The organism is Kitasatospora phosalacinea (assembly GCF_000716545.1).
In the GTDB taxonomy this organism is placed as follows: Bacteria; Actinomycetota; Actinomycetes; order Streptomycetales; family Streptomycetaceae; genus Kitasatospora; species Kitasatospora phosalacinea.
Genome location: NZ_JNWZ01000211.1, coordinates 1 through 255, shown reverse-complemented (window position 1 = coordinate 255; position 255 = coordinate 1). Strand labels below are relative to the sequence as shown.

Annotated in this window: 1 protein-coding gene; it reads right to left on the bottom strand. The window is 73.7% G+C overall.

Going from position 1 to position 255, the window contains the following annotated elements; genetic code table 11:
- A partial coding sequence (locus tag OO48_RS34185; RefSeq protein WP_033223643.1) for an IS5 family transposase occupies positions 1-254 on the bottom strand: 254 nt, incomplete at its 3' end.
- Position 255: the final 1 nt, after the last annotated feature.

Sequence of the window (255 nt, the reverse complement as noted above, 5' to 3'; positions counted from 1 at the left end):
AGTTCGTCCAGGACCAGGCGGTAGAGCTTCGCCCAGACCCGGGCTGCGGTCCACTCCGCGAACCGCCGGTGGGCGGTCGGCCCGGACGGTCCGAAACACTGCGGCAGCTGGGCCCATGTGCATCCGGAGGTGGCCACGAACACGATCGCGGCCAGCACCTCCCGGTCCCCGTGGCGGCGACGGCCACCGCCCTGCGGTCGGGTCGGCGCGGCCGGCACCACCCGCTGGAACAGCTCCCACAACTCGTCCGGCACC